The sequence below is a fragment of the Neorhizobium sp. DAR64862/K0K3 genome (assembly GCF_050500185.1).
Classification (GTDB): Bacteria; Pseudomonadota; Alphaproteobacteria; order Rhizobiales; family Rhizobiaceae; genus Neorhizobium; species Neorhizobium soli.
The window spans coordinates 2,914,250-2,934,934 of sequence record NZ_CP191449.1; the positions used below are offsets into that span (position 1 = coordinate 2,914,250).

Genomic DNA, 20,685 nt, shown 5'->3' on the forward strand with positions numbered 1-20,685 from the left:
CTTTTAGCCGAAGGCTGTCTCGAGGCGCGACAGATGGTTAGTCTCGGGACGTCGCTTCCTTTCCTGATTCCGGAACCATGCCTTGCGATATGCTCTCTACTTTTCGCCCGCAGCGGATCATCCGCTGACGAAGACCGCCTCCCGTTGGCTCGGCCGCGATGCCTTCAACGATGAGCGCTTCGAGACAGCGGTCGTCGAGGGCATTTCCGAAGAGGATGTGCACGCGCTGACGGCCGATCCGCGGCGCTACGCCTTTCATGCGACGCTGAAGGCACCGTTCGAGCTTGCCGAAGGACGCAGCGAGGCCGAACTGATCGAGGCGTTCGAGGCGTTTGCGGCGGTGACACCGGCTTTCGACATTCCGAATGCCATCATCGGCCAGTTCGGCCGTTTCTTTGCGCTGGTGCCGGACCAGGTCTATCCGGAACTCCAGGCCTTTGCCGCCCGCGTGGTCGAAGAGTTCGAGCCATTCCGGGCGCCGCTTTCCGATGCCGATATTGCCCGGCGCAAGCCGGAGACCCTGTCACCCGAACACCGCGATAACCTGTTGGCCTGGGGCTACCCATACGTCATGGACGAGTTCCGCTTTCACATGACGCTGACCGGACAGGTTCCGCCCGAACAGGCGCCGTCCATGCGCAAGGCGCTTGAAACCAGATTTACAGATTTTACCAATGCACCGCTCTCCATCAACGGAATTGCGCTCTTCATAGAGCCTGAGCGGGGCGCAGATTTCAAAGTTCACCGCTGGCTGCCCCTGGCGCCGGCCTCCGACATCAGAAAGACGACCCCATGACCGTCGAGACCGTATTCACAAATGCCCGTATAGTGCTGGAGGACAGCATCGTGACCGGCTCCATCCAGATCCGGGACGGCAAGATTGCAGACATCTCCAGTGGCACGGCACAGGCTGGCGAGGACTTCGAGGGCGATTACCTGATCCCCGGGCTTGTCGAGCTGCATACCGACCATCTGGAACAGCACTATTCGCCACGTCCGGGCGTGCGCTGGAATGCGACGGCAGCGATCCAGGCGCATGACGCTCAGATCGCTTCTTCCGGCATCACCACCGTGTTCGATTGCCTGCGGATGGGATCCGACGAAGACGGCGGCTTTGAGCAGGGCGAGATGCGGGCGATGGCAGACGCCATCCAGGCGGCAGAGCGCCAGGGCCGCCTGCGGTCCGAGCATCTTATCCACCTTCGCTGCGAAGTTTCGGCCGACAATGTGCTCGATCACTTCGCCGATTTTGCCAACGACCCTTTTGTCAGGCTCGTTTCGCTGATGGATCACGCCCCTGGCCAGCGCCAGTTCCAGACGATGGACCAGTACATCTTCTACTACCAGAAGAAGCGCGGGCTTTCCGACGAAGCCTTCAAGATCTTCATCGACAAGCGCGTCGAGGAGTCCGAGCGCAATTCGACGCCGCATCGCATCGCTATCGCGAAGGTCTGCGCCGATAACGGCATTACGGTTGCCAGCCATGACGATGCGACGCTTGCGCATGTGGACGAGGCGATCGGCAACGGTGTGAAGCTCGCCGAATTCCCGACCAGTCTCGATGCCGCCAAGGCCTCGCATCAGGCCGGTATGAGCGTTTTGATGGGCGCCCCCAATATCGTGCGCGGCAAGTCGCATTCCGGCAATATTGCCGCCCGCGATCTGGCTGAGAAAGACGTGCTGGACGTGCTTTCCTCCGATTACGTGCCGCTCAGCCTGCTCTATGCGCCGTTCATTCTGGCCGATGACGTCGACAGCATTTCGCTTCCGAAGGCCATTGCCATGGTGAGTGCGACGCCTGCCCGCACCGTCGGGCTCGACGATCGCGGCCGGATCGCCACCGGCCTGCGCGCCGATCTGGTCCGGGTCCATCGTCCGGAGGGTGTGCCGGTGGCGCGCGCCGTCTGGCGCGAAGGTCGGCGGGTCGCCTGATGGACGGCTGCCCGACAGATAGCGACAGTGGCAAAAGCGGCGTGATCGTCGTCGTGGTTGGACCGAGCGGTGCAGGCAAGGACACGCTGATGGCGGAGGCTGCGCGGCATTTTGCGGATCGTGACGACGTGGTGTTTGCCCGCCGCACAATCACCCGGGACCCGGCTTCCGGCGGCGAGGACCACGACGGCGTCTCGGAGGACGAGTTCGCTGCGATGGAAAAAGCCGGACGCTTTGCCGTGTCCTGGAATGCGCATGGGCTATCCTATGGCATTCCCAAGGATACGCTCGATGCTGTCGAAGATGGCCGTCTGGTCATCGCCAATGGCTCCCGTTCGGCGCTTGCACACTTCCACTCAGCGTATCCGGCCATGCTGGTCATCAACGTCATTGCCTCGCGCGACGTGCTGGCCGCGCGGCTCGAAGCGCGGGGACGGGAGTGCCGCGAGGACATCCTGCAGCGTCTCGAGCGCGGCTCCCTCACTGTCGATGGCGACTATTCGGTCGTAACGATCGACAACAGCGGGTCCCTGAGCGAAGCCGCCCAGACACTGATCGACACGCTGGAACGACGTCTTTTCCGGCGCGTGTGATTTTGCGACTATCTTCACGACGGGCACTTTACAGTCCCGATTTTGCCTCTATGTGGACTTTCTAACATAAGAGGCGCAGCATGGACCAAACGCGAAGGCTTGATGACTTAGACGACGGGGAGGCTGCGGGAACTGCAAGGCTCAATCTGGAAGCCCGGATGACCGTGCTCGAGATCGTGTCCATCACCTCGCTCGCCATGGCGTTGGATACCTCCGAAAACGCGAATGTTGATCATGCCAAGGGCATTGCCAGCCTGATCCTCGACACCGTCCACCACCGCTGTCGTGAACTGGGCATGACGGATGAAGGCAGCCAGTCGGCGCACCGATACGCCGACGAGCTGCTATCGACAGCTCTTCTGTCCCTTTACCCCAACGGCTGATCAAGCCAGATCAGTGCGCCTCGTCCCAGTTCGCGGCGGCGCGCGCGTCCACCTTCAGCGGCACCCGCATCGAGACAGCCGGCATTGTCGCCTCTTCCATAGTCGATACGATCAGCGGGATCGCTTCTTCGATCGCCGCATCCTCGACTTCGAAGATCAGTTCGTCATGCACCTGCAGCAGCATGCGGACCTTTTCGTCGAGACCGGCCTTCTTCAGGGCAGGCTCCATCCCGATCATCGCACGGCGGATGACATCAGCGGCCGACCCCTGGATCGGGGCGTTGATGGCAGCGCGTTCATTGAAGGCGCGCATCGATGGGTTGGACGACTTGATATCGGGATAATGGGAGCGACGGCCGAAGATCGTTTCCACATAGCCATGCTCACGGGCAAAGGCCTTCGTCTGCTCCATGTAGTCCTTGATACCGGGAAAGCGCTCGAAATACCGCTTGATGTAATCGCCTGCTTCCGAGCGATCGATAGACAGCTGGTTGGCAAGACCAAAAGCGGAAATTCCGTAGATGATGCCGAAGTTGATCGCCTTCGCGCGGCGACGGACCTCACTCGACATGCCCTCGACGGGAACGCCGAACATTTCCGATGCGGTCATCGAGTGAATGTCGATGCCATCCGCGAAGGCCTGACGCAGCTGCGGAATGTCGGCGACGTGGGCGAGGACGCGCAGCTCGATCTGGCTGTAATCCGCGGAGAGAAGCTTGTGGCCGGGGGTCGCGATGAATGCGGTGCGGATCTTGCGGCCTTCGGCATTGCGGACCGGGATGTTCTGAAGATTGGGTTCCGACGAGGAAAGACGCCCGGTCGTGGTCGATGCCAGCGAATAGGACGTGTGGACGCGCTTGGTCTGCGGATGGACGTAGCCTGGAAGCGCATCCGTGTAGGTGGATTTCAGCTTTGTCAGCTGGCGCCAGTCGACGATCTTGCGGGGCAGATCATGACCGGTTGCCGCCAGATCCTCCAGCACGCTTGCCGAGGTTGACCACTGGCCGGTCTTGGTCTTGGCGCCGCCGGGCAGGCCCATCTTGCCGAACAGGATATCGCCGAGCTGCTTGGGAGAGCCGATGGTGAATTTCTCGCCGGCGAGCGCATAGATCTCGTCTTCGAAGGCCGCCGCCTTCTGCGCAAGCTCGCCGGAAAGGCGCGACAGGATTTGCCGATCGATCGTGATGCCGCGTTCTTCCATATCGGCGAGAACAGAGACCAGCGGTCGTTCGAGCCGTTCGTAGACGCGCGTCAGGCCCGCTGCGGCGAGCTGCGGCTTCAACACCATCCAGAGACGCAGCGTGACATCCGCGTCCTCGGCCGCATAGGCAGTCGCCTTCTCGATATCGACGTAATCGAACGTCACCCCGCTCTTGCCGGAACCGGCAACATCCTTGAAAGCGATCGGCTTATGATTGAGCCAGCGTTCGGACAATGCGTCCATGCCGTGGTTGGCCTTTCCGGCCTCCAGCACGTAGGACATCAGCATCGTATCGTCATGGGCCTGGACGGTTATGCCGTGCCGCTTCATGACGAGGTAATCGAACTTGAGGTTCTGCGCGACCTTGAGGACGGTCGGATCTTCCAGCAGCGGCTTCAGGCGATCCAGCGCTTCGCGGCTGGCCATCTGGTTTTCGGCCAGACCGCCGCCTAGGAGATCGCCGACACCGGTCTTGTGGGTAAGCGGGACATAGGCGGCGCGGACTTCGAGACCGGACGGGCTGTCGGTATTGTCGGCGATCGCCAGCGAGAAGCCGACCAGTTCGGCCTGCATCGGGTCGAGCGAGTTCGTCTCCGTGTCGAAGGCGACGAAACCGGTCTCGCGCGCCGCCCGGATCCAGTCATCCAGCACTTCCACATCGCGGATCGTCACGTAGTTCTCCATATCGAGCTTCGCCTGCCCGAATGCAGCGATACGAGCTTCGGCAAAGGAGACTGGCGTCGCTTCGCCGGTTACCTTTGTAGGGGTCGAAACCGCTCGCTCGGCGGGCGCCGGAGCTGTGGTCTCTCCCGTGCCGGCCTTCGCCGCCTCGCCCGCATCGAGGTCTGGACCACGGGCGGCACCGCCCCATTCGACCTCGACATCCGCCGCTTCTATCTCATCGGCGTTGCAGTCGCAGGCTGTGGCAACCCTTCGCGTCAACGTTCCAAAGTTCATGGCCTTGAGGAAGCCGATCAGCTTTGGTCCGTTCTGGGGTTCGAGAACCAGCGCATCGAGTTCGAGCTCCAGGGGAACATCGGTGCGCAGCTCCACCAGTCGCCTCGACAAGCGCGCCTGCTCGGCAAAGGCGATGATGCTTTCGCGGCGCTTGACCTGCTTGATCTCTCCGGCGCGGGAAAGAAGAGTTTCGAGATCGCCGAACTCTTCCAAAAGCTGCGCTGCCGTCTTCGGCCCGATGCCCGGAATACCCGGCACGTTGTCGACCGAATCGCCGACCAGAGCCTGGAGATCGATCATCTTTTCAGGCGCTACCCCCCACTTTTCGACGACGTCGGGCACGCTGATCTGCTTGTCCTTCATGCTGTCGTACATGTGGACCATCGGCGTCACCAGCTGCATCAGATCCTTGTCGGAGGACACGATGGTGACGTCGGCGCCGGTCGCTTCGGCCTGGCGGGCATAGGTGGCAATGATGTCATCCGCCTCGAACCCCTCCGTCTCGATGCAGGGCAGGTTGAAGGCGCGGGTCGCCTGGCGGATCAGACCGAACTGCGGAACGAGCTCTTCCGGCGGCGCGGACCGGTTGGCCTTGTACGCATCGTAGATCTCCTTGCGGAAGGTCTTCGAGGAATAGTCGAAAATGACGGCGAAATGCGTCGGCGTGACGCCGACAGACGTATCGCGCGCATCGGTCAGAAGCTTCCACAACATGTTGCAGAACCCCGACACGGCGCCGACCGGCAGCCCGTCTGATTTGCGGGTCAGCGGGGGCAATGCATGGAACGCCCGGAAGATGAAACCGGAGCCGTCGATGAGGAAGAGATGATCGCCTTTTTTCATGGGGATGGAATACCCCGAGGCATCTTCGGCGTCCACGAAAAGTTCGCCGACAGCGCCACCGAACGCTCACCGCAACGTTACCGATTTGTAATAGACCAATCCCTTGAAAAGCCGCATTCCGCCGCACATTTCAAGCTTACCGGCGATTGATCACGCCGCAGTCTGGCACCCGGCTTGCCCCCTGCCGCGTCAGACCGGACAAAGGCTCACCCCCCTCTCCGGGCCTTTGTTCTTCTATCATGCCGCCACGACCGCTCCCCTCCCGGTCGTGGCGGTTTTTGTTTGCGGCTCACAGCATCTAGCGAAGCGTTGCAGGGTTGGCGAAAGCACGGCGTGCGATATATCCTTCCGGGCAAGGTCTGTTTGGACTTTCAACCGGGAAGCAAGATACCGAAGCCATGGCATTCGATCGCTCTCATTCCGCAACCTATCTCGCCAACCAGCTTGCGAAGGGTTTTGCGCGATCCCTGCAACAGCGCTCAAGCAGCCTCGGCTTTTCCCCGGGCCAGTTTCCCGTTCTCCTGGAACTCTGGCAGCAGGATGGCCTTACCCAGAAGCAACTCCTGGACAAGCTCGAGGTGGAGCAGGCGACGGTCGCCAATACGCTCGCGCGGATGCAGCGCGACGGTCTCATCGAGCGCATCCCCCATCCTGACGACAAGCGGGCAAAGATCATTACCCTGACGGCGCTTGGCCGCAGCCTGGAGGCCCGTGCGGTGGAGGCGGCAGCGGAAGCCGACGCGGCCCTGTTTTCCGGGTTCAAGCGGTTCGAGCGTGATCTGATGATCGAATACATGCGGATGATTTTGGAGAACGCCCGCAAGCTCTAGGGGGCGCCAGAGACTTGTCAGTGCAAGGTTGCAGTCGACGTTACTGCCCGCTAGTTGTCCTGCACCAATCAGCCTTTTCCATTGTACGGTGACATAAAGGCTTGCTAGTTTCCGGAACGAGCGTCGCAAGCCACGTCTACAGCGGCGCCGAGCATCCACACACAGGATATTGTTATGACCGAACTTTCCCCCGTTCTTGACCGTGCCGATCAGAACCTCAGCGCCAGCATCGATCGGATGTTCGATCTCGTGCGCATCAAGTCCATCTCGACTGATCCGGCCTTCAAGGACGATTGCCGCAAAGCTGCTGAGTGGCTTGTCCAGGAATTGACGACGCTGGGCTTCGAAGCATCCTTGCGCGACACCCCCGGTCATCCGATGGTGGTCGGTCATCACGCGGGAGCAACGCCGGATGCGCCGCACGTTCTGTTCTACGGTCACTACGACGTGCAGCCGGTTGATCCGATCGAGCTCTGGGAAGATGATCCCTTCGATCCGAAGCTGAAGGAGCTCCCGGGTGGCCGCAAGATCATGACCGGACGCGGGACATCCGACGACAAGGGCCAGTTGCTGACCTTCGTCGAAGCCTGCCGCGCCTACAAGGACGTGCATGGCGCGCTGCCGATCCGCATCACCATCCTGTTTGAGGGCGAGGAAGAATCCGGTTCGCCGTCGCTGAAGCCTTTCCTCGAAGCCAATGCCGAAGAGCTCAAGGCCGACTTCGCCCTGGTCTGCGATACGGGCATGTGGGACACCGACACACCGGCAATCGCTGCCGCCCTTCGCGGCCTGGTCGGCGAAGAGATCACTGTCACCGCTGCCGATCGCGACCTGCATTCCGGTCTTTACGGCGGTGCTGCCGCAAACCCGATCCACATTCTCACCGGTATCATCGCCGGCCTTCGCGACGACACGGGCCGCATCACCCTTGAAGGTTTCTACGACGGCGTCGAGGAAACGCCTGAAAACATCAAGGCAAGCTGGGAAACGCTTGGTCGCTCGGCCGAAAAGTTCCTCGGCGAAATCGGGCTCTCAGAGCCGGCCGGCGAAAAGGGCCGTTCGGTTCTGGAAATGACCTGGGCCCGACCGACCTGCGAGGTCAACGGGATCTGGGGCGGTTACACTGGCGACGGCTTCAAGACCGTCATTGCGGCCAAGGCTTCGGCAAAGATCTCGTTCCGCCTCGTGGGAACGCAGGACCCGGACAAGATCCGCGACGCGTTCCGCGCCTATGTGACATCCAAGATCCCGGCGGACTGCAACGTCGAGTTCCACCCGCATGGTGGCTCGCCCGCGATCCAGCTTTCATACGACTCACCGGCCTTGACCAAGGCCAAGAGTGCACTTTCGGACGAATGGGCAAATCCAGCCGTCATCATCGGCATGGGCGGCTCCATTCCGATCGTCGGCGATTTCCAGAAGATGCTCGGAATGGATAGTCTGCTGGTCGGCTTCGGACTCAATGACGACCGGATCCACTCGCCGAACGAGAAGTATGACCTGAAGTCCTACCACAAGGGGATCAGGTCCTGGGTCCGGATCATCACGGCCCTCGCAAAGTGAGGGCACCGGCGGGGCGCAGCAGACAGCTCCTTTGCCGATGCACGTCCAACTCATACGAAACGAAAAAGGTCGGGCTAGCCCGACCTTTCTGATCCCAATCACAAGTGCCAGTACATCCGTGGTCACTCTTATGGGCATGCAATGCGAAACAGCCGCCGTCGACGACATTGGCTCTAATGTTCATCGTCTCGCTAATTGGTTAATATTTGGTTAACGGCGCTCTGTGCCTTGCTCTAAACGCATCGTCGGAACGCAAAAAGGCCGGTCGATGACCGGCCTTCATGAATAAATGAAACGAGTATCTTAGACGGCGCGGAGGCTGTCAGCCGATTCCTTGCCGGAACGGCGGTCGGTCGTCAGTTCGAAGCCGATCTTCTGACCGTCCTGCAGCTGGCCGAGGCCTGCGCGCTCGACTGCGGTGACGTGAACGAAAACGTCCTTGCCACCGTCGTCAGGGGTGATGAAGCCGTAGCCCTTGGTTGCGTTGAACCATTTTACAGTACCAGTCGCCATAACGATGCCTTTCTCTTGCAAATGACCGACTGCCCCGTTCGGAATTTCCCGGGGCGTTTGTGTTTCGTATTTGAAGAAAGATCGTCGCAGGCGGGGCAGTTTAGCCACGTGCTGGCTTGTCAAACAAATATCGATGCAGAGGATTTAAGGTCTGGCCGTTTTGGCGTCAAGCCTGCAGGACCGGGCGCAAATCGATCGATCCAGACGCGATCGTGGTGCCCTGCATCCGCTACATCGACGCAAGTTCTTGGAGTTGCGGGCCTTTTCGAGAGCTTCAGGCGCTTAAGATATCTCATCGCTCCAACCCCTCAGAAAACAGAAAAGCCCGACGCGGGAGGAGGTGCGTCGGGCTTCTGAAACTGGCCAACAACTGGGAGGAGGAGTGTTGCCGGCCCCATCGGGGACGCTGGGAGGAGGAGTGCGTCCGTCGATGATTTAAACATACAGCGGAAACGCACAAAAAACAGACGTAATTTCGCACCGCAGCATTGCAAGAATTGCATGCCTCGCGAGACTTGCCCGCTGGATGCGCTTCGGTCATGCTGCACCCATGAGCCTTAAATCCGTACGCAGCTTTTTCGCGACCCACGCGCCTGACATCGAGATCATCGAGACCGAACAGAGTTCGGCGACCGTTCCGCTTGCAGCACTCGCGCATGGCGTCGATCCTGATCAGATCGCGAAGACAATCTGCCTGCGAGCGGGCGACGTCATGCTGTTGGTCGTGATGTCGGGAAATAGTCGCATCGACAATAAGAAGTTCAGGTCGGTCTTCAGCGCCAAACCGCGGATGCTGTCCGGCGATGAGGTCATAGCGGCAACTGGCCATCCGATCGGAGGGGTGTGCCCGTTTGGTCTTGCGACTGAGCTCCAGGTCTATTGCGACCTTTCGCTGAAGAATTACCCTGAGGTTGTGCCCGCGGGTGGAGCTACAAACGCTGCGATCAGGATAGACCCGGACCGACTTGCAGAACTCACCAAGGCCATCTGGATCGACTGCGCCAGCCGAACGGATAGTTCGGCCGGCTAGACGGATAAGGTATTCTTAGAAGCGGTCGTTGATGTAACGCTGATACCAGGCCTGCTTGCTGTCGACGGACGCGTTGGCGACGAGATAGCCGATCGCAAAGCCGATACCGCCAATCAGGGTGATCAGGGTCGTGGTTGCTGCAGGATGCTCGCGGACAGTGGCGGCCACGGAATTTGCTTCTTCCGAAACGTAGCTTGCGGCATCGGACGCACGGCTTGCGACGCGGTCATAAGCAACGCTGCCTTTTTCTGCCAACAGATCACGTAAATTGGCGATCTCGGACTTGAGGCTGGCGATCTCGGAATTGAATGCCGAATTTTCGCTCGGCACATGATCGAAGGATGGCGACTGGGATTCGGTTGGCTTCAGGCTCTTCACGGATTCTGCCATTTTGGCCTCCTGTCTGTTGTTGATCGAGAGCACGGTCAACTTTCGAAGACAGGATATGTTCCTTGAATGGCCCGAATGTCTGTTCGACCGGGAATCTACCGCGCCTTGGCGAGAGTTTCCGCCAATGCAGCCAGTTTCTCTTTTTCGTCGGCGCCCTTTTGAAGCGAGTTGACGAGAATGAGCGCCAGTGCTTCTGCATCTGGACTGCTTTTATCGATGTGGTGCTCGGAGCAGGTCTCGTCGAAGACTTGCTGCAATAGGTTGAGCTGGCCGGAACTGACCGGCTTGCGGATAAGCTGACTTGGCATTTGCCCCTCACGTGCGGATGGCGAGGCTCCTCCCCATACCCCTGGGAGCCGCGATCAGGCTAAAAGACTTATCCGCTTGCAGCCTCCAAACCTCAGCGAAGGAAACGAGTGGATGCAGCCGGCAGTGTGAGATCTGACTAATTGAATAGCAATAACAAGATCGCACGGGTGCAATTTAGGGGGTTATTAACAATAGCCACACCCTTATCGCGAGCCACGCCGCCCGGCGCGCTTGTCACCGGACGGCGTAGATCATCAATTTCTCTCGGACCACGAATCAGGCAGCGCCTGCCGGGTCTCCCGTCGGCATCAGAGCCGGCTCCAATGTGGGATCCTGCGGGTTTTTCGTATCCCCCGGATCCTGCGTCGGGGTCAGCGGCGGCTTTTCCTGCGTGCGGTCGGGCACTCCACCAGTCCCCACGGGACCACGGGGAGTCTCGACGCCGGGAGTTGGCAATGGGTCACGATTCGGCATGAATGCCTCCTTTGTCTCAGGGTAGGTCTAGAGGAAACGGCTATAACCGATGATTGTTCCGGTCCGCTCATCGGGCAGGGCTAGCGCTGGACGCGGATCGCGGGTCAAAGCCAGCGTCGCCTGTCGTGGGGCCGGGACGAAACGCCTAGCAGATAACCGAGTAGAAATGCCGCCACGCCGATGGATGCGGCAACGGATGCAGTAGCGGCCGGGTGATCCACAGCATGCGCTGCGACCATTCCCGCTTCGTCCTTCACCTTCGCGGCTGTGGATTTTGCTTTTTCAACGACGCCCGTTTCAGGGTCGATATCACCGGTGAAGCCGACATTGAGTGGTTTTCTCGCCATGGTCATCTCCTTTTGAAGACAATCCACGGGCCGGAATGAAGTTCCGTCCGCAAGACGCGACTGGGCATGCAGCGCCGCCGTAGCGGGTTTGCGGGCAAGGCCACCGAGCTTCTACATGAGCTGCAACTTCGACAGCGCCTCTCGCGTCAGAAACACATCGGTCTTTCCAGCCTCATAGGCCGGATGACTGAATTCAAACATGCCGCTGGAAAAGACACCGTTATGTGGCATCTCGAGCGCCTGCTTGACGCTAACGAGACCGACCGGAACACGCCGGTCGCCATTGATGACCACAGCCTCAACGATCCTGTTCATGCACTCCCCTCCTCCAAGGTGGAACTCAAACCGATCCGACAGGCAAATTACCGTATATAGAAAGCAACTGTTTTACGTAGAAATCCAGCCTTTTTTAGGCGGCACTCATATTAAATAGCGTCCGATCGGATTTTACATCTCCTTAAATCGCCGCATTTACACTGCAGCGAGATAACTCGGGCGACAATTTGTGAGAACAGCGCATTCAGGATGCGCGTAACGGGGATATGCCGGCTCATCATGGCAGCCAGAAAATCGGACAAACGCGTCGAACCGTCTTTTGGCGGATCGCAGGACAAAGATGACTTCCGTCTCGACGCGGACGACCGCATCATTGGCAATGGACGCTCCACCCGGCGTGCGCAGAAGGCCGATGACGAGTACGACGATCTCCCGCCCCGCAAGACACGCAAGCAGTCCGACCCGTCCAACGACCGCGACAGGTCTTCGCGCAAGGCATCGTCAAATCGCGGTGGCGACAATGGTGGCTTCTTCACGCCCCTGAAACGACTGGTTTACTGGTGCGTCGTCCTGTCGATCTGGGCAGCGATCGGCATCGGTGGACTTGTTCTCTACTACGGCGCGCAGATGCCGTCTGCCAGCAGCTGGACCATTCCAGACCGTCCGCCAAACATGAAGATCACCGCGACCGATGGGTCGGTCATCGCCAACCGCGGCACGACTGGTGGCGAGGCGCTGGCGCTGGAAGACATGTCGCCCTACCTGCCCCAGGCCGTCATGTCGATCGAGGACCGGCGCTTCTATTCCCATTTCGGCGTCGATCCGCTGGGTCTGGCGCGCGCCTTCGTCAACAACCTGACAGGCCAGCCGATCCAGGGCGGTTCGACGATCACCCAGCAGCTTGCCAAGAACCTGTTCCTATCCCCGGACCGCACGTTCGAGCGCAAGATCCAGGAAGTGCTCTTGTCCTTCTGGCTGGAGACGAAATTCACCAAGGACCAGATCCTGGCGATGTACCTCAACCGGGTGTACTTCGGCGCGAACGCCTATGGTGTCGAGGCCGCTTCGCGTCGCTACTTCAACAAGTCGGCACGGGACGTCAACCTCGGCGAGGCGGCAACGCTTGCGGGTCTCTTGAAGGCGCCCTCGCGGCTTTCGCCTGCCAGAGATCCGAAAGCGGCCGAAGAGCGGGCACAGGTCGTTCTCGGCACGATGCGGGAAGAAGGCTACATCACTGACAGCGACCTCAAGACCGCGATGGCGCAGCCGCCTTCCAACGCCAAGAGCTCCTGGAACGGCGCCCAGCACTACGCCGCAGACATGGTGGTCGATGAGGTCAAGCGTCTGATCGGGGAGCCGAAGGTCGATGTCGTCGTCGAGACCACCGTCGATCTGCGTCTTGAGGAAGCCGCCGAAAAGGCTTTGAAAGATGTGCTGACCAAGGAAGGCGGCAAGCTGAACGCCTCGCAGGCGGCGCTTGTTTCCGTCGATGCGACCGGCGCCATCCGCGCAATGGTGGGCGGCCGCGATTATGCGCAGAGCCAGTTCAACCGGGCCGTCAAGGCCAAGCGCCAGCCAGGCTCGGCGTTCAAGCCGTTCGTCTATGCCTCGGCTCTCGAAGCGGGCTACAATCCGGACACGATTGTCAACGACGCGCCTGTCCGCATCGGCAACTGGACGCCGGAGAATTACGAGAAGGAATACAAGGGGCCGGTTCCGCTTTCCTATGCGATGGCCCATTCGCTCAACACCGTCGCCGCTCAACTGGTGATGGCGGTGGGACCTGAAAAGGTCGTGTCGATGGCGCATCGGCTCGGCGTCGATTCAGACATCCAGCCGAACGCCTCGATCGCGCTCGGGACATCCGAAGTCTCGCTGACGGAACTCACCTCATCCTATGCGGCCTTCATGAACGGCGGCTACAAGGCGACGCCTTATATCGTGAAGCGGATCGCGGATACGGACGGCAAGGTTCTCTATGAGGCCGACTACACCAACCCGCCGCGTGTTCTCAGCGCGCCGGTTGCCGCTGCCATGAACAGCATGATGTCGGGCGTGGTCCGTGACGGCACCGGACGGGCCGCGCGCCTCGACGGCTGGCAGGTTGCCGGCAAGTCGGGGACGACCCAGTCGTTCCGCGATGCGCTGTTCGTCGGTTATACCAGTATCATGACGACAGGGATCTGGTTCGGCAACGACGACGGCGCCTTCATGAAAAAGGTGACGGGTGGCGGCCTGCCGGCAAAAGCCTGGAAGGAATACATGACGGTGGCGATGAAGGGCTATACCCCGACGCCACTGTTCGGTTTCAACAGCGGCCTTCAGCTGCCACCGCCCGTCGAGGAGGAACAATCGCCATCGACATCGATTGGCGACATCATTTCCGGCATCATACCGGGGGCGAGCGATCAGCGTGAAGCGCCTGCGCCGGATAATTTTCCGCCAGCTCCGCGTGCGCCGGTCCAGCAGGCGGCACCTCGTGGAGAAGCCTCTCTCGAACAGCCGGCACGCAGGCCTCCGCCCGCGACGCGCCAGCAAGTCCAGCCTGCCCCCCCGGGCCAGCCCGATTGCGCCTATGGTGACAACGCGGTCTGCAACACCGGGACGGTTTATGACAACAGACCGCCGCCGCGACAGTATCGCGAAGGCGGTTCTGCCAACCGGGCGCAACCCGGAGAATACAGGGATTACCGCGAATATCGTGCCCCTTACGATAGCCAGGCACCGGTGCCGCCCGGCGATGTCGGCGGCCGTCCGATGCCGCCTTCGGACGTCGGACAAGTCTACCAGCCGCAGGAAACGCGTCGCACGACGCTGTACGATATCCTCATGGGCCAGTAGCCCGTTAGAAAGACAGAAGGAAAATTGCATTTTTTTGCGTGAATGCAGGCGAATTCCCGCCTTGCAGTCCGAAAAACCCGTCCTTATATACCCCGCATGACAGCAGCCGGTGCTGCGAAAATTCCCAGTCGAGGAACTGTCAAAGGAATGCCTTTCACGGGGTTCCGACAGTTCGCTTAAAGGAGAGAGAAGATATGGCAAAAGTAATTGGCATCGACCTTGGCACTACCAACTCCTGCGTCGCCATCATGGACGGCAAGGATTCCAAAGTCATCGAGAATGCGGAAGGCGCGCGCACGACGCCGTCCATGGTCGCATTTTCTGACGACGGCGAACGTCTCGTCGGTCAGCCGGCCAAGCGCCAGGCTGTAACCAACCCAACCAATACGCTTTTCGCAGTGAAGCGCCTTATCGGCCGCCGCTACGAAGACCCGACCGTTGAGAAGGACAAGGGCCTCGTACCCTTCGACATCGTCAAGGGCGACAACGGCGACGCTTGGGTGAAGGCCCAGGACAAGGCCTACTCTCCTGCCCAGATCTCGGCGATGATCCTTCAGAAGATGAAGGAAACCGCAGAAGCCTATCTCGGCGAGAAGGTCACGCAGGCCGTCATCACGGTTCCCGCATACTTCAACGATGCCCAGCGCCAGGCAACCAAGGATGCCGGCCGCATTTCGGGTCTTGAAGTTCTGCGCATCATCAACGAGCCGACGGCTGCAGCACTTGCCTACGGCCTCGACAAGAAGGAAGGCAAGACGATTGCCGTTTACGACTTGGGCGGCGGCACGTTCGATATCTCGGTTCTCGAAATCGGCGATGGCGTCTTCGAAGTGAAGTCGACCAACGGTGACACCTTCCTCGGCGGTGAAGACTTCGACATGCGTCTCGTCGAATATCTCGCAAACGAGTTCAAGAAGGAAAACGGCATCGACCTGAAGAACGACAAGCTCGCTCTGCAGCGCCTCAAGGAAGCATCCGAGAAGGCAAAGATCGAACTGTCGTCGTCGCAGCAGACCGAAATCAACCTGCCGTTCATCACGGCCGATGCTTCCGGTCCGAAGCACCTGACCTTGAAGCTGACCCGCTCGAAGTTCGAAAGCCTGGTCGACGATCTCGTCCAGCGCACTGTCGCACCGTGCAAGGCAGCCTTGAAGGATGCCGGCGTGACTGCCGCTGAAATCGACGAAGTCGTTCTGGTCGGCGGCATGAGCCGCATGCCGAAGGTACAGGAAGTCGTCAAGCAGCTGTTCGGCAAGGAGCCGCACAAGGGCGTCAACCCGGATGAAGTGGTTGCCATGGGCGCCGCGATCCAGGGCGGCGTTCTGCAGGGCGACGTCAAGGACGTTCTCCTTCTCGACGTGACCCCGCTGTCGCTCGGCATCGAAACGCTCGGTGGCGTCTTTACCCGCCTGATCGACCGCAACACGACGATCCCGACGAAGAAGTCGCAGACCTTCTCGACCGCCGACGATAACCAGTCGGCCGTGACGATCCGCGTTTCGCAGGGTGAGCGTGAAATGGCGCAGGACAACAAGCTGCTTGGTCAGTTCGACCTCGTCGGTCTGCCGCCGGCTCCGCGCGGCATGCCGCAGATCGAAGTCACGTTCGACATCGACGCCAACGGCATTGTCCAGGTTTCGGCCAAGGACAAGGGTACCGGCAAGGAACAGCAGATCCGCATCCAGGCATCTGGTGGTCTGTCCGACGCCGACATTGAGAAGATGGTCAAGGACGCCGAGGCGAACGCCGAAACCGACAAGAAGCGTCGTGCCGGTGTGGAAGCCAAGAACCAGGCCGAAAGCCTCATTCATTCCAGCGAGAAGTCGCTGGCTGAATATGGCGACAAGGTAACCGAGACCGACCGCAAGGCGATCGAGGATGCCATTGCCGCGCTCAAGGCTTCTGTCGAGGCTCCCGAGCCTGATGCAGACGATATCCAGGCGAAGACCCAGACCCTCATGGAAACATCCATGAAGCTTGGTCAGGCCATCTATGAGGCCCAGCAGGCTGATGGTGGCGCTGCCGAAGCCGGCAAGGACGACGGTGTCGTCGATGCCGACTACGAGGAAATCAAGGACGACAAGAAGTCGGCCTAAGTCTGGCTCCGTTGACGGATACCGCTAGATAGTCGACTAAGATATCCGGCTGCCATCGTGCAGCCGGAACCCTTTCTGGAGCCGGTTACCGCTTATGGCTAAAGCAGATTTTTACGAAACGCTGGGTGTCGGCAAATCCGCTGACGAGAAGGAGCTGAAAAGCGCCTTCCGTAAGCTTGCGATGAAATACCATCCCGACAAGAACCCCGGCGATGCGGAAGCTGAGAAGAAATTCAAGGAAATCGGCGAAGCTTACGAGACGCTGAAGGATCCCCAGAAGCGCGCGGCCTATGATCGCTTCGGTCATGCTGCCTTCGAACAGGGTGGCATGGGCGGCGGCGGTGGCGGCTTCTCCGGCGGCGCGGGAGCAGGTGGCTTCTCCGACATTTTCGAAGACATTTTCGGCGACATGATGGGCGGCGGCCGTGCGCGCCGGTCGTCCGGCGGTCGCGAACGTGGCGCCGATCTTCGCTACAATATGGAGATCACCCTCGACGAGGCCTATGCCGGCAAGACGGCGCAGATCCGGGTTCCGTCCTCGATCACCTGTGACGTCTGTTCGGGTTCGGGCGCCAAGCCCGGCACCCAGCCGAAGACCTGCGGCACCTGCCAGGGGTCCGGGCGGGTCCGTGCATCCCAGGGCTTCTTCTCGGTTGAGCGGACCTGCCCGACCTGTCATGGCCGCGGACAGACCATCACCGATCCGTGCACCAAGTGCCACGGCCAGGGTCGCGTCACCGAAGAGCGTTCGCTGTCCGTAAACATTCCATCGGGCATCGAAGACGGCACGCGCATTCGCCTGCAGGGCGAAGGCGAAGCCGGTGCGCGCGGTGGCCCAACCGGGGATCTCTACATCTTCCTGTCGGTCCGACCGCACGAGTTCTTCCAGCGTGATGGCGCCGATCTCTACTGCGCCGTGCCGATCTCCATGACGACGGCAGCGCTTGGCGGCACGTTCGATGTCGGGACGCTGGATGGATCGAAGTCACGTGTGACCGTTCCTGAGGGCACACAGGCCGGCAAGCAGTTCCGCCTCAAGGGCAAGGGAATGCCGGTGTTGCGGTCTTCACAGACGGGTGACCTCTACATTCAGATCCAGATCGAGACGCCGCAGAAGCTGACCAAGCGCCAGCGCGAGCTGCTGCAGGAGTTCGAGGACATCTCGTCCAAGGAGAACAATCCGGAATCGACGGGCTTCTTTGCCCGGATGAAGGAATTCTTCGACACCTGATGGCTGTCGCAACGACGAAGATTGCAAAACGCCGGCCCTGCGCCGGCGTTTTTCTTCGTTAAAACCCTTATAGACACCGCAATCTGCCCAGCCATTATTATAGAGCTGAACAAGCCCGCTCTGTAGTTGCGGGACTGAAACAATCGAGACCAGACATGACGGACGGTAAACACTACTGGCTTCGCAAAGACGACAAGCAGGCGACCAAGGCCAACTTCCCGGAACTGTTCTTCGACCTGGTCTTCGTCTTCGCCTTCATCCAGTTGTCGGAAACGCTGGCCGCGGATTTCTCGCTCGGGATCGCCGCCGAAGCGCTCATTTTCATCTTCGCGCTCTGGTGGGTCTGGATCCACACAACCTGGGTCACCAATCTTCTCGATGCCGAAATAGAGCCGGTGCGGATCCTGCTGTTCGGCCTGATGTTTCTCGGCGTCATTCTGGCAATTGCCCTGCCGAGGGCGTTTCAGGACATGGGCCTGACCTTCGCGCTCGCCTATTCGGCCATGCAGATCATCCGATCGCTGTTTGCCCTCTACGCCTTCCGACACGCCGATCGGGCCTCTTATGTCACCTTCCAGCGGATTACCGTCTGGCTTTCGGTTTCAAGCGCTTTGTGGATCGCCGGCGGCCTCAGTGAACAGTCCGTCCGGGTGTATTTCTGGATCGCTGCGCTGGCGATCGAATATATCGCACCGATCCTGCGTTACCGGGTGCCCGGGCTAGGTGCCGCGCCTGCGGAAACGCTTGATATCAACGGCGAGCATATGGCCGAACGCTGCGCGCTGTTCGTCATCATCGCACTTGGGGAAACGATCCTCACCACGGGCAAGAATGCGTCCAGTCATCTGGAAAGCAGCTTGACGCCACTCGTGCTGTTTGTAGCCTTCCTTTCGACCGTGCTGATGTGGTGGATCTACTTCCATGACGGGCAGGAAAAGGCAGCCGACAAGGCGGAAGAAAGTTCAGAGCCGCAGGCGACCGCGAATCATCTTTTCACCTACGGTCATCTGCCGATTATCGCTGGCATCATCCTTACTGCAGTCGGTGAAGACTTCGCCCTGTCGCATGCGCACGAGCATGCAACGCTTGCTCAGGCTTTCGCGCTTCTAGGCGGTCCGATCCTGTTCTTAAGCGGCATGATCTGGGTAAAGACGCATTCGACAAAGCATGTGCCATGGTCGCATTGTGCCGGCATTGCCGTCCTTGTTACCTGCTTTCTGCTTGTTGCGAGCCTGACAACCGTCCACATCCAGATGCTTGCGACGGGTTCGCTTCTTGCCGTCGCAATCTGGGAATATGTGGCCCTGAGGCGCTTTGCCCGCGCCGCCGCGTGACGGTCAGTAGTGTGGCGGCCTGGTGTTGGCCGGCGCTTCCAGCGAGGTTTCCTCGAGGGACAGAAAGCGTACGGTCAGCCGGTCGAGCTTCGAGCGGGTCTGCTCGACGACCGTCCACTGTTCGGCAAGCTGGTCGGACAATTCCTCGATGACCTTGGCCTGATGCGCCGCCAATTCCTCCAGCTTCAAAATTCTATCGTCGTCGGTCACACTATTCACTCGCACTCGATTTCGGGCCGTCGCCGGATCCTTCCGGCTGAGGCTTTCTCCGAGACTACAGCGTTTGGAGCGGGAAGAAAACGGCGGGCACGGCCTGCAACTCGCTAAGGGTGATGTCAGTTACAGACCTGCGCTTGCCTTCTTGGCGCGAAGTCCTTAGCTCCTACGTGGAAACAACGCGATACAAGATGGCGCAAAAGACTTTCCTTTCCCGGCTGAAGCTGACCGACTTCCGGAATTACACCCAGGCTTCGCTCGATCTCGACGGCCGGCATGTCGTCCTGACCGGCGAGAACGGTGCAGGCAAGACCAACCTTCTCGAAGCCGTGTCCTTCCTGTCTCCCGGCCGTGGCCTGCGCCGCGCCGTGCTGAGCGATGTCACGCGCGTCGGTGCTGCCGCAGGTTTCAGCGTCTTTGCGGATGTGGACGGGATGGAGGGCGAAGTTTCGCTCGGCACCGGCATCGAAGCGAATGACGGCGACGGTGTCAGCCGTAAGCTCCGGATCAACGGCACGCCGGCAAAATCGACGGAGGAACTTTCCGACCATCTTCGTGCCCTGTGGCTGACGCCGGCGATGGACGGCCTGTTCACCGGCCCCTCGGCCGACCGCCGCCGCTTTCTCGACCGACTGGTTCTCTCGCTCGATGCAGGTCACGGCCGGCGGGCGGGCGATTTCGAACGTGCCATGCGCAGCCGCAACCGGTTGCTGTCCGAAGGACGGTTCGACCCTGCGTGGCTTTCCGCAATCGAGGCGCAGATGGCGGGTCTCGGTATATCCATGGCGGCGGCCCGGCACGAGATGCTGGGACTGCTGAAGACGCTTTCCGCCAATCTCGGCGACACGCCGTTTCCGACGCCTGAGCTTTCGCTGGAAGGGTTTCTGGACGGCGCCATGGATCGGCCGGCGGCGGACCTGGAAGATGAATACCTGGCGATGCTTTCGTCAGGGCGCGGCCGCGACGCGGCGGCAGGCCGGACATTGGACGGGCCGCACCGTGTCGACCTAACAGTTCGTCACCGCGAGAAGGACATCGAGGCTTCGCGCTGCTCGACCGGCGAGCAGAAAGCCCTGCTGATCGGGCTCGTGCTTGCCCAGGCCCGCCTGACGGCTGATATGACCGGCCATGCGCCAATCCTGCTTCTGGACGAGATAGCAGCACATCTGGACGAGGGACGGCGCGCGACATTGTTCGATCTCGTGCATGGACTGGGCGGTCAGGCCTTCATGACCGGCACCGATCGCCACATGTTTGCAGCGCTTGCCGATCGGGCGCAGTTCCTGACCGTTTCCCATGGCGGCATTAGCCGCTGAACCTGCTTAC

21 protein-coding genes are annotated in these 20,685 nt (G+C 60.3%); 13 read left to right on the top strand and 8 right to left on the bottom strand.

Going from position 1 to position 20,685, the window contains the following annotated elements:
• The first annotated feature begins 82 nt into the window (after nucleotides 1-82).
• The 4 genes from ACQY1L_RS14175 to ACQY1L_RS14190 all read left to right on the top strand — a co-directional run bounded on the left by ACQY1L_RS14175 (nucleotide 83) and on the right by ACQY1L_RS14190 (nucleotide 2,908).
• Nucleotides 83-796: a DUF1045 domain-containing protein gene (locus ACQY1L_RS14175; protein ID WP_430241353.1), complete on the top strand. Its 714-nt coding sequence runs from the start codon at nucleotides 83-85 to the stop codon at nucleotides 794-796.
• The gene (locus tag ACQY1L_RS14180; RefSeq protein WP_430241355.1) at nucleotides 793-1,932 is read left to right on the top strand and encodes an alpha-D-ribose 1-methylphosphonate 5-triphosphate diphosphatase; all 1,140 of its coding nucleotides are present in this window, start codon (nucleotides 793-795) and stop codon (nucleotides 1,930-1,932) included. The genes ACQY1L_RS14175 and ACQY1L_RS14180 overlap by 4 nt, the downstream gene beginning before the upstream one ends.
• Nucleotides 1,932-2,525 carry a phosphonate metabolism protein/1,5-bisphosphokinase (PRPP-forming) PhnN gene (gene phnN, locus ACQY1L_RS14185; protein ID WP_430241357.1) on the top strand — a complete coding sequence of 198 codons (594 nt, stop codon included), beginning with the start codon at nucleotides 1,932-1,934 and terminating at the stop codon, nucleotides 2,523-2,525. The genes ACQY1L_RS14180 and phnN overlap by 1 nt, the downstream gene beginning before the upstream one ends.
• A gap of 158 nt (nucleotides 2,526-2,683) precedes the next feature.
• Nucleotides 2,684-2,908: a hypothetical protein gene (locus ACQY1L_RS14190; RefSeq protein WP_062454169.1), complete on the top strand. Its 225-nt coding sequence runs from the start codon at nucleotides 2,684-2,686 to the stop codon at nucleotides 2,906-2,908.
• 10 nt (nucleotides 2,909-2,918) lie between these two features.
• Here the strand turns inward: ACQY1L_RS14190 and polA are convergent, their stop codons facing one another.
• Nucleotides 2,919-5,909 (bottom strand): DNA polymerase I, encoded by a 2,991-nt coding sequence (gene polA / locus ACQY1L_RS14195; RefSeq protein WP_430241359.1) that lies wholly within the window; start codon nucleotides 5,907-5,909, stop codon nucleotides 2,919-2,921.
• Between polA and ACQY1L_RS14200 the strand changes: the two genes are divergently transcribed.
• The 3 genes from ACQY1L_RS14200 (at nucleotide 5,847) to ACQY1L_RS14210 (ending at nucleotide 8,302) form a co-directional block, all read left to right on the top strand.
• Entirely contained in the window at nucleotides 5,847-6,059 is a 213-nt protein-coding gene (locus tag ACQY1L_RS14200) for a hypothetical protein (RefSeq protein ID WP_430244053.1), read from the top strand. The two genes, polA and ACQY1L_RS14200, sit on opposite strands and share 63 nt — an antisense overlap.
• 248 nt (nucleotides 6,060-6,307) lie before the next feature.
• Entirely contained in the window at nucleotides 6,308-6,739 is a 432-nt protein-coding gene (locus ACQY1L_RS14205) for a MarR family winged helix-turn-helix transcriptional regulator (protein WP_062454171.1), read from the top strand.
• 174 nt (nucleotides 6,740-6,913) lie between these two features.
• Entirely contained in the window at nucleotides 6,914-8,302 is a 1,389-nt protein-coding gene (locus ACQY1L_RS14210; protein ID WP_062454172.1) for a dipeptidase, read from the top strand.
• Nucleotides 8,303-8,605: 303 nt separating this feature from the next.
• On the opposite strand, the gene ACQY1L_RS14215 is transcribed toward ACQY1L_RS14210, so the two are convergent.
• The gene (locus ACQY1L_RS14215) at nucleotides 8,606-8,815 is read right to left on the bottom strand and encodes a cold-shock protein (RefSeq protein WP_062454173.1); all 210 of its coding nucleotides are present in this window, start codon (nucleotides 8,813-8,815) and stop codon (nucleotides 8,606-8,608) included.
• A gap of 550 nt (nucleotides 8,816-9,365) precedes the next feature.
• Between ACQY1L_RS14215 and ACQY1L_RS14220 the strand changes: the two genes are divergently transcribed.
• A complete protein-coding gene (locus ACQY1L_RS14220; RefSeq protein ID WP_430241362.1) occupies nucleotides 9,366-9,845 on the top strand; it encodes a YbaK/EbsC family protein in 480 nt (159 codons plus the stop codon).
• A gap of 15 nt (nucleotides 9,846-9,860) precedes the next feature.
• Here ACQY1L_RS14220 and ACQY1L_RS14225 read toward each other — a convergent pair whose 3' ends face one another.
• From ACQY1L_RS14225 to ACQY1L_RS14245, 5 genes are all read right to left on the bottom strand, one after another.
• A complete protein-coding gene (locus ACQY1L_RS14225) occupies nucleotides 9,861-10,235 on the bottom strand; it encodes a hypothetical protein (protein ID WP_139283901.1) in 375 nt (124 codons plus the stop codon).
• Between the two features lie 95 nt (nucleotides 10,236-10,330).
• Nucleotides 10,331-10,543, bottom strand: a complete 213-nt coding sequence (locus tag ACQY1L_RS14230; protein ID WP_062454175.1) for a hypothetical protein — start codon at nucleotides 10,541-10,543, stop codon at nucleotides 10,331-10,333.
• 277 nt (nucleotides 10,544-10,820) lie between these two features.
• A complete protein-coding gene (locus tag ACQY1L_RS14235; RefSeq protein ID WP_062454176.1) occupies nucleotides 10,821-11,018 on the bottom strand; it encodes a hypothetical protein in 198 nt (65 codons plus the stop codon).
• A 104-nt stretch (nucleotides 11,019-11,122) separates the two neighbouring features.
• Nucleotides 11,123-11,365 carry a hypothetical protein gene (locus ACQY1L_RS14240; protein ID WP_174195417.1) on the bottom strand — a complete coding sequence of 81 codons (243 nt, stop codon included), beginning with the start codon at nucleotides 11,363-11,365 and terminating at the stop codon, nucleotides 11,123-11,125.
• Nucleotides 11,366-11,476: 111 nt separating this feature from the next.
• On the bottom strand, nucleotides 11,477-11,680 hold the full coding sequence (locus ACQY1L_RS14245) for a hypothetical protein (RefSeq protein ID WP_062454178.1): 204 nt from the start codon (nucleotides 11,678-11,680) through the stop codon (nucleotides 11,477-11,479).
• A 240-nt stretch (nucleotides 11,681-11,920) separates the two neighbouring features.
• On the opposite strand from ACQY1L_RS14245, the gene ACQY1L_RS14250 reads away from it, so the two are divergent.
• From ACQY1L_RS14250 to ACQY1L_RS14265, 4 genes are all read left to right on the top strand, one after another.
• Entirely contained in the window at nucleotides 11,921-14,482 is a 2,562-nt protein-coding gene (locus ACQY1L_RS14250) for a PBP1A family penicillin-binding protein (RefSeq protein ID WP_430261874.1), read from the top strand.
• Between the two features lie 194 nt (nucleotides 14,483-14,676).
• Nucleotides 14,677-16,578 carry a molecular chaperone DnaK gene (gene dnaK, locus ACQY1L_RS14255; protein ID WP_062578609.1) on the top strand — a complete coding sequence of 634 codons (1,902 nt, stop codon included), beginning with the start codon at nucleotides 14,677-14,679 and terminating at the stop codon, nucleotides 16,576-16,578.
• Between the two features lie 94 nt (nucleotides 16,579-16,672).
• Nucleotides 16,673-17,809 carry a molecular chaperone DnaJ gene (gene dnaJ, locus ACQY1L_RS14260; RefSeq protein WP_062454181.1) on the top strand — a complete coding sequence of 379 codons (1,137 nt, stop codon included), beginning with the start codon at nucleotides 16,673-16,675 and terminating at the stop codon, nucleotides 17,807-17,809.
• A gap of 155 nt (nucleotides 17,810-17,964) precedes the next feature.
• Nucleotides 17,965-19,143, top strand: a complete 1,179-nt coding sequence (locus ACQY1L_RS14265) for a low temperature requirement protein A (RefSeq protein WP_192078044.1) — start codon at nucleotides 17,965-17,967, stop codon at nucleotides 19,141-19,143.
• Nucleotides 19,144-19,146: 3 nt separating this feature from the next.
• Here ACQY1L_RS14265 and ACQY1L_RS14270 read toward each other — a convergent pair whose 3' ends face one another.
• Nucleotides 19,147-19,353 carry a SlyX family protein gene (locus ACQY1L_RS14270; protein WP_425503195.1) on the bottom strand — a complete coding sequence of 69 codons (207 nt, stop codon included), beginning with the start codon at nucleotides 19,351-19,353 and terminating at the stop codon, nucleotides 19,147-19,149.
• A 197-nt stretch (nucleotides 19,354-19,550) separates the two neighbouring features.
• Here ACQY1L_RS14270 and recF point away from each other — a divergent pair, with 197 nt between their 5' ends.
• Complete coding sequence (gene recF / locus ACQY1L_RS14275) at nucleotides 19,551-20,675, top strand: DNA replication/repair protein RecF (protein WP_430241369.1); 1,125 nt, start codon at nucleotides 19,551-19,553, stop codon at nucleotides 20,673-20,675.
• The last annotated feature ends 10 nt before the right edge of the window (nucleotides 20,676-20,685 follow it).